Source organism: Kitasatospora sp. MY 5-36, assembly GCF_001182915.1.
Classification (GTDB): Bacteria; Actinomycetota; Actinomycetes; order Streptomycetales; family Streptomycetaceae; genus Kitasatospora.
This window is the reverse complement of sequence record NZ_LFVW01000505.1, coordinates 1-7,242: the sequence shown is the minus strand read 5'-3', so window position 1 is coordinate 7,242 and position 7,242 is coordinate 1. Positions and strand designations below refer to the sequence as shown.

Sequence of the window (7,242 nt, the reverse complement as noted above, 5' to 3'; positions counted from 1 at the left end):
CGGACTGGGCAGGCCGGGCGAGGACGGTGGAGCGCACCAGGGCGTGGCGCGCGGTGTACGCGGCCGGAGCCGGTGCGGGTGCGTTCACGGGCGAGGGCGCGGGCGAGGGCGAGGGCACGCGGGCGTCCCGGGGCAGGGCGGTTCGGTTGGGCATGGCGGTTCCCTCCGACGGGGCCTGGCGGCGCGTCTCGTGGGACTGGTCGGACGGGCCGCGGCGTCGACGTCGCGGGCCCGGCCGGGATCCGCACGGCACGCCCTGGGTACGCGGGACGAACCCGACGCGTCCGGGTGGACGCGCCGGGTTCCGTCCTGATGCGCTGGCACCGGCCCCGGAAGGCCTGGCCGGCAGGCCCGGCGTACAACCGGACCCTAGGACGTCAGGCGGTCGGCACGTCCGGCAGCTGCGGCTGCGCGCAGGAGGACGAGCCCTGGCAGGAGCAGGAGCCCCAGGACGCGCCGTTCTCCGGCAGCGCGACGGTGTCGCGCAGCGAGGTGACGGTCAGCTCGCTGAGGTCGAGGTCCTGAAGGTCGAGGCCCTCGGTGGCAGCGGTACGGGACGTGGTGGTGTCGGACATGGCGAACTCCCTCGGATGGGCAGGCGGGCCGGTCGGACCGGAAAGGTGTGCCTGCGAGCGGGTGCTGCGGAATGTGCCGGGTCCCCCGTGGGTGCGCCGCACTCGGGCCGCTCGGACCCGGGCTTCGCGCCGCCCGAGAACGAATCTAGGCACCCGGCGGCGCCCGGCGGTACGGCCGATCGGCACCTTGGCCGGGAGCCCGTACCCCGTCGGCTCAAGACCGGTCCGGCTCAAGCGGCACTCCAGCGGCCCCCCACGGGCCCCCGACCGCGGCCCGGCCCGGCCGCGACCGGCGCCGGATCCGCGCGCCGCCCGCCCGTCCTGTTGCCGGTCCGTGAACTCGTCGGCGGGGCTCGCCGGGGAGGAGCGGCCGTGCGACGGCACGGGTGGGATCAACGGCCCTCGGCACGATCGACACCCGTGGTCGGGGCGTGCTCGTACGCAACCCGGCCCAGGACGTCCTGCGGGGCTTCTCGACCGGTCCTGGATCCCGCGTCGAGCGGCACCCGTTCAACGGCATGCGGAAGCCCGGCCGGGGGCGGGACGTGGGCCTGCCTTCGGACTCGCGCCCCCGGGACCGCTCAGTGCAGCGGCAGCAGCCCCGGGACCGGGCCGCCCCGCCGGGCCAGGCGGCGCAGGAAGGTGGTGACGCCGGGGGTGCCGACCGCCCAGGCCCGGGCCTCCGTGTCCGGCCGACGGCCTGGCAGCAGCGGCCGGTTCGGCGCGCCGCCCGCCCGCGTGAGGACCAGCTCCGCCACCTCCTGGGCGGCGGCCCAGTGCCGGGCCTCGCCGGTGGCCACCGCGAGGTCGACGCAGAGGTCCCCGACGCCCGCGAGGCCGCAGCAGCGGAAGACCTGCGCGGTCCTCGGGGCGAGCGTCCGGCAGGTGTCGGCGGCGTCGGCGGCCAGCGCCGTCAGCGCGTCGTCGCCGTACTGCCGGCCGGCCTGGACCAGCAGGGTGCCGAGCCCGGCCAGCCCCCGGCACCAGGAGAGGTAGCGGCGGGTCGCCCCGGGTGCGCGGGCGGCGGCGATGATGCCGGGGAGGTCGGCCGCGAGGCCGTCCACGATCTCCCGGGCGGTGCGCCGGGACGCCTCGTCGGGCATCGCGAGCAGGAAGTGGGCGACGCCCGCGCGGCCGTGCGCGAAGCCCTCCGCGAGGGCGGCGGTGCCGGGGTTGGGCTCCTCCCCGAGGTCGTCCAGCGGACGGCCGACCAGTTCGGCGGCGCAGTCGACCGCCGCCGCCCGGTGCGCTCCCATACCCGGGCCGAGCCCGGCGAGCAGCAGGTGCCCGGTGCCGATCCCGGCCGTCCCCGCGATCTGGTCGACGCCCGTGCCCTCGTACCGGCGGGGCGCCGGGGGCTGGGTGCCCAGCGCGGCGGCCGCCTCGGCGAGGAACAGGTCGACGCCCGTACGGCCCTGGTGGAGCGAGCCGTCCAGGTGGTCGAGGGCCGGGTGGGCGGCCGTCCAGGCGGCCAGGTCGGCGGCGGCGGAGCGGGCGTCCGGGCGGTCCGGATGCTGGAGCAGTTCGAGGCCGAGGCCGGCGGCGCCGTCGTACAGCGAGAGCAGGGTCCGGGGCCGCTCGGCGCCCGGGTCGGCGGCGAGCAGCTCGCGGGCCATCCGGACGCAGGTGGTGACGGTGTGGTCGAGCGCACCGTCCAGGACGCTCCGCCGGGTCTCCGCGGTCCACCGGGTGTGGCGGGCCCGCCGGGTCGGCACCGTCCCCTCGCGCAGCCGGGCCGCCGTGGCCGCACGCCGCGCCGGGTCGAGGCTCAGCAGGCCCTCGACGAGTTCCGCGGCCGGGTGTCCGGGCTCCGGGAGGGCGGCGCGCAGGCAGGCCAGGGTGCGGTCGCGGTTGGTCGCCGGGTCGGGGTCGATCACCACCGGGTCGAGGCCGGTGAGGGCGTGGTGCAGGGTGGTGCCCAGGGCGTAGTGGTCCTCGGTGGGGTCCTCCCCGGTGGCGCCGGGCAGGCCGTACCCGGCGGTGGCGCCCGGCGGGCGGTCGCCGTCGAGGGCGCTCACACCGAAGTCGACCAGCGCGGGCCGACCGTCCCGATCGAGCACGACGTTCGCGGGCTTGAGGTCGCAGACCACCACGCCGCGCGCGTGCACCGCGTCCAGCACCCGCAGCAACGCGCGCGCCAGCGTCCACCAGTCCCGCCCGCCCGCGCCGCCAGCGGAACCCGCGCCGGCCACGCCACCCGCCTCGGCGCCGTACGGGCCGGCGGTGAGCACCTCGCGGCGCAGGTCGGTCCGCCCACTGGCGGTGCTGACCAGGTACTCGTCGGTGCCGTGCCGGAAGTAGTCGACCAGCGCGGGCACTCCGGGGACCCCGGCCAGCGCGTCGAGCACCCGGCGCTCGTGCCGCAGCCGACCGCGCGCGTCGACACCCGCGCCGTCCTCGGCGACGAAGGCCCGGGCCTGCTTGACCACCACCTCGCGCCCGGTGGCGAGGTGGACCGCGCGGTAGACGTGGCCGCTCGGCGCGCGGGTGATGCCGGCGGTGATCCGGTAGCGGCCGTCGCCGACCCGGGTGGTCGCCGGGCGGGCGGGGGCGCCGGGCGCCTCGAACGGGTCGCTCGCCCAGGGCGGTCGGCGATAGCGGGCCTCGGCGAGGCCGGGGAACAGCGCGCCGTCCGGGCCGGCCATGCCGGCCTGGGCCTCGTCGTCGGTGACCCGGAACGGGCCGTAGCGGTAGTGCACCGGGGCGTCCGGCCGGACCCGGCGGTCGCTGACCACCGCGGGGCCTTCCCGACCGGCCAGCGCCTGCGCCAACTCCAGCCCCAGGGCGCGGACTTCCTCGGGCCGGGGGTAGACCGTGACGGCCTTGCCCACGGCGGCGGCGCCGTGCCGTCCGCTGTTGAGTTCCCACAGCGCCGCCGTGCTCACCGCGAACTTCACGTCGCAGACCCGGCCGAGCAGGATCGGGAGCGCCGTGTCCAGCAGCGCTTCGAAGCCGTCCGGGCGGGCGGAGAGGTGCAGCTTCCAGCCGTGGGCGAGCTCCGGCATGCGCGGGTCCCGGAGGTACCACCACTGGCCGTCGGTGCGCAGCGGGCGGTGCGGGCCGGCCGCACGGGCGGCCAACTGCTCGGCCCTGCCGCCCAGTTGTGCCCGCAGTGCGTCCTGGTGCGCGGCCTCGGCGGAGCCGGGGTCGGGCGGTGCGTTCATGGTTCCGTCCTCCCCCGGTCCGCCGTGGTCAGCCGTTCGTTCGGATCCGGGTGGATCAGGCGTTGAACTCACAGGGGAAGCGGGTCGGGACGTAGGTCACCCACGGCTCGCCCAGGCAGGCGGCGGGCGCGAGGTCGGCGTCGAACTCGTCCTCGAAGACGATGGCGTCCTCGTCGATCTCCAGCGGGCCGGCGTCGCGGATGTCGGTCAGCAGGGCACTCATGGGGGTCCTCCCAATGATTCAGGTGGTTGGGTCCTGCGTGCTGAGCGCGCTCATGCTAGCCAGGCCACCCGACCCGGGACAGGGAGCTGACGGACCCGCCGGATCGACTACGACAAAGGGAGGTTCCGTTTGTGGACGCCGGCTCCCGACCGCGCCCACCGGGACGACACGAACCGGTCAGCCGCGCAGGCGGCGGGCCCGGAGGTACTCGCGGGCCAGCAGGCGCAGCGCGGCGGGCTTCGCCGGGCCCGCCGAACGGCGCAGCAGGGCGCCGAGGTCGGCGCGGGCGGCGGCGCTGGTGAGCTCCTCCACGCCGACGATGCAGCGGACCATCGGGCGGTGGGCGGGCGGCACCCGGTCGATCACGGCCCGGCCCTCGGCGAGGCTGCGGTCGGCCCGGTCGAGCAGGGCGGCGAGCAGGGCCCGTACGGCGGGCAGGTCGCGGGCCTGTTCCAGGTCGGCGCGGGTGACGCCGTGCTCCCGGAGGGTCTGCTCGGGGATGGTCAGCCGGCCCTCGGCGAGGTCCTCGGCGAGGTCGTTGACGAAGTCGAGCCGCTGGCTGCCGTCGATGAAGGTGCGGCAGGCGGCGCGGTAGTCGCCCTGGTCCCCGTCCGGGCCGAGCAGGGCGGCGACCACCATGAAGCCGGGCAGCGAGTACCCGTCGATGTAGGCCTGGTGGTCCTCCTCGGTGGCGAACCCGGTGAAGTCCAGGTCGGCCCCGGTCGCGGCGAGGAAGTCCAGCACCCGGTCCCGCAGCACGGGGTGGGCGGCGACGCTGTTCAGCAGCGGGCGCAGCTCGGGGTCGTCGGTGCGGCCCGCGGCGAGGCTGTCGGTGACCTGCCGCTGCCAGCGGGCGGAGGCCGCCCGGCGTTCGGCGAGCGGGCCGCTGTCGAGCAGGGTGTCGGTGCGGTGCATGAAGGCGGCGGCGGCGATCACGTGCGGGACCGTCCGGGCGGGCAGCAGCAGGTCTGTGGCGAGCGCGACCTCCCGCTTGTACCGGGCGACCTGTTCCCGCTGCCGGCCGTAGTCGGCCCGCAGCCCGGCCTCCCGCACCCCGGCCGCGTCCAGCGCCCGCTCCCACCTGCCCACTCGGTCCACCCCATCGTTTGTTCGACGGGGGTCGAGCGTAGCCGGTGGGAGCGGGAGGACCTATTCGGGCTCCCGGGGCCGTGCGGTCCCGGACCGCGGCCCCCGCGGCGCCGGACCGCAGGGCCCCGGGGCGCCGGTCAGCGCTGGCGGATCGCGGAGAACCCGCAGGCCGGGGTGCAGAGGGTGACGATGCCGCTGTAGCGGTGGGTGGTACGGCCCCGGGTGACGCTGTGCACGGTGTGCTTCTCGCGCAGGTTGAGCTCCCGGCAGCGCGGGCAGGCGGCACCGACCGGCTGGCCCCACGGGCGGTTCGGGTTGAGCTTGGCGATCGAGACGACCATCAGCACCGCGGCCACGCCCGCGCCGCCGAAGCCGACCACCCGCCACACGCCGTTCCCGGACTCCCGACGGTCGATCATCTCGTCGTACGAGTAGGTGCCCCCGCCGCCGCGGCTGGACCATATCCGGCACTCGCTGTGCCGGGTCATGGTCTTGCCGTCGCAGGTCGGCGGGGTGTCCGGGTCCGCCTTGCCGACCACCAGGGCCAGGAAGAAGCCGAGTGCGATCAGCAGGCCGAACAGGACCACGGCGACGGTCCGGCTGCGCCCGGTGTGCAGCCGTTTGCGCTCGTTGTACGCCGTATCGATCACTGTCTGGGCCATGTTGCCCCCGTCGACCGCCACTGGCTCTCCTCCTGGTGTCCGCTTCGCCCGCCCGGCCCGTGGTACCGGGCCGGAGGCGCCCCTCGGGTGGGGGCGAGAAGAACCCACCACGAAGGGCGTTTGCTTGTACGGAACTTGGGAAGAACTTGACCTTTCAGTCCTCCGCCGCGACCGAGGCCAGGTAGGCCTCCGCCCTGGCCGGGTCGAAGTACCACTCCTCCAGGTCCGCCGGGTCGTCGAAGGCGTTGGCGAACCGGTGGGCCACGGCGGGCAGCGAACCCCCCGCCCCGAGGATCCGGAGGACGTGCGGGGGCGGCGGGGCGAGCAGCTCGTTGCTCCAGGTGGTGGAGGGGGCTGCGGTTCGCCAGAACCCGTCGAAGGCCGCCTGCTGGAAGGCCCGGTCGAAGGGCCTGTCCCCGTGGGCGAGGATCGCCGCCAGGTAGCCGGCGGCGCACTTGGCGGCGTTGTTGGAGCCCTGGCCCGCGATCGGGTCGTTGAGGACGACCACGTCCGCGACGCCCAGCACCGTGCCACCGCCGGGCAGTTCGCCGATCGGACGGCGCACCCCCGGGGCGAAGCGCCCGGCCAGCGTCGCTCCGGCGTCGGTGAGTTCGACGCCGGAACGGGTGCGGTCGTACTCCCAAGGCGTGAAGGCCTTCATCAACTCCAGCGTCACCCGCAGGTGTTCGGCGGGATCGCGGATCCCGTCGAAGGCGTCCGCCGGGCCGCCGGGAATCGCCTCCCAGACCATGGCGTCGCACGGACCGGCCTCGGTCAGCGCCGGCACCAGGAAGAGCTCGCCGACGCCCGGCACCAGGTTGCAGCGCACCGCCGGGTAGTCGTGCTCGGGGCGCGGACCGAGCCCGTGCACATAGCTGGCCGCCAGCGCGCGCTGCGGCCGCTCGTACGGGGAGCGCTCGTGGTCGCGCTCGAACAGCGAGGCCAGCGCGCCCTTTCCGGAGGCGACCAGCACCAGGTCGTACGAGCCGACCAGGTTCTGCAGGTCGGCCGCGGTCACCTGGCGCAGCTCCACCCGGCCGCCGCGCTCCGCGAACAGCTCCAGCCAGGTGGACATCTTCAGCCGCTGGTCGACGGACTGCGCGTAGGCGTCCAGCCGCCCGACCCAGTCGACCGCCCGCTCCGCCTCCGGCCCGGCGACCGACACCCCGAGGCCCTCGATCCGGGGCGCCCGGTCGGCCCACAGGTCCAGGCCGAGGGCCCGCTCGGTGCGCAGCGCGGAGTCGAACATGCACTGGCTGGACATCACCCGACCGCCGCGCACCTCCTCCGGGCCGCGGTCGGTCAGCACGGTCACGTCGTAGCCGTGCGCCTGTAGCCCCAGGGCCAGTTGGAGTCCGGCCTGCCCTGCGCCGACGATCAGAACTCTGCGCATCGCCCCTGCTCTCCTGGTGGTACGTCCCGGACGGCGGCCCGGACGGACCGGCCGTCTCCGGCCTGCTTACCAGTCATCGGGGCCGCCCGTCCACGGGCCGTACCGGCCTTCGCTCCCGACCCGTACGGACGCTCGC

The 7,242-nt window shown here is 76.0% G+C and carries 6 protein-coding genes; all 6 read right to left on the bottom strand.

The features are described 5' to 3' along the window. Positions 1 to 377 precede the first annotated feature (377 nt). The 6 genes from AE652_RS28315 to AE652_RS28295 all read right to left on the bottom strand — a co-directional run bounded on the left by AE652_RS28315 (position 378) and on the right by AE652_RS28295 (position 7,106). Positions 378 to 575, bottom strand: a complete 198-nt coding sequence (locus AE652_RS28315; protein WP_049656540.1) for a thiazolylpeptide-type bacteriocin — start codon at positions 573 to 575, stop codon at positions 378 to 380. A gap of 581 nt (positions 576 to 1,156) precedes the next feature. After that, entirely contained in the window at positions 1,157 to 3,739 is a 2,583-nt protein-coding gene (gene lanL, locus AE652_RS28310) for a class IV lanthionine synthetase LanL (RefSeq protein ID WP_049656538.1), read from the bottom strand. Between the two features lie 55 nt (positions 3,740 to 3,794). Next, positions 3,795 to 3,962, bottom strand: a complete 168-nt coding sequence (locus AE652_RS47505) for an SflA family class IV lanthipeptide (RefSeq protein ID WP_198959379.1) — start codon at positions 3,960 to 3,962, stop codon at positions 3,795 to 3,797. 177 nt (positions 3,963 to 4,139) lie between these two features. After that, positions 4,140 to 5,051 (bottom strand): squalene/phytoene synthase family protein, encoded by a 912-nt coding sequence (locus tag AE652_RS28305; protein WP_049656537.1) that lies wholly within the window; start codon positions 5,049 to 5,051, stop codon positions 4,140 to 4,142. Between the two features lie 137 nt (positions 5,052 to 5,188). Continuing rightward, positions 5,189 to 5,734, bottom strand: coding sequence for a hypothetical protein (locus tag AE652_RS28300; RefSeq protein ID WP_049656535.1), 546 nt, complete (start codon positions 5,732 to 5,734; stop codon positions 5,189 to 5,191). Positions 5,735 to 5,867: 133 nt separating this feature from the next. After that, positions 5,868 to 7,106, bottom strand: coding sequence for a styrene monooxygenase/indole monooxygenase family protein (locus tag AE652_RS28295; protein WP_049656533.1), 1,239 nt, complete (start codon positions 7,104 to 7,106; stop codon positions 5,868 to 5,870). Positions 7,107 to 7,242: the final 136 nt, after the last annotated feature.

What these genes read in the sequence shown, in the direction of transcription:
- lanL (WP_049656538.1), bottom strand. Translation starts at nt 3,739, where the DNA reads ATGAACGCACCGCCCGACCCCGGCTCCGCCGAGGCCGCGCACCAGGAC.
- AE652_RS28295 (WP_049656533.1), bottom strand. Translation starts at nt 7,106, where the DNA reads ATGCGCAGAGTTCTGATCGTCGGCGCAGGGCAGGCCGGACTCCAACTG.
- AE652_RS47505 (WP_198959379.1), bottom strand. Translation starts at nt 3,962, where the DNA reads ATGAGTGCCCTGCTGACCGACATCCGCGACGCCGGCCCGCTGGAGATC.
- AE652_RS28315 (WP_049656540.1), bottom strand. Translation starts at nt 575, where the DNA reads ATGTCCGACACCACCACGTCCCGTACCGCTGCCACCGAGGGCCTCGAC.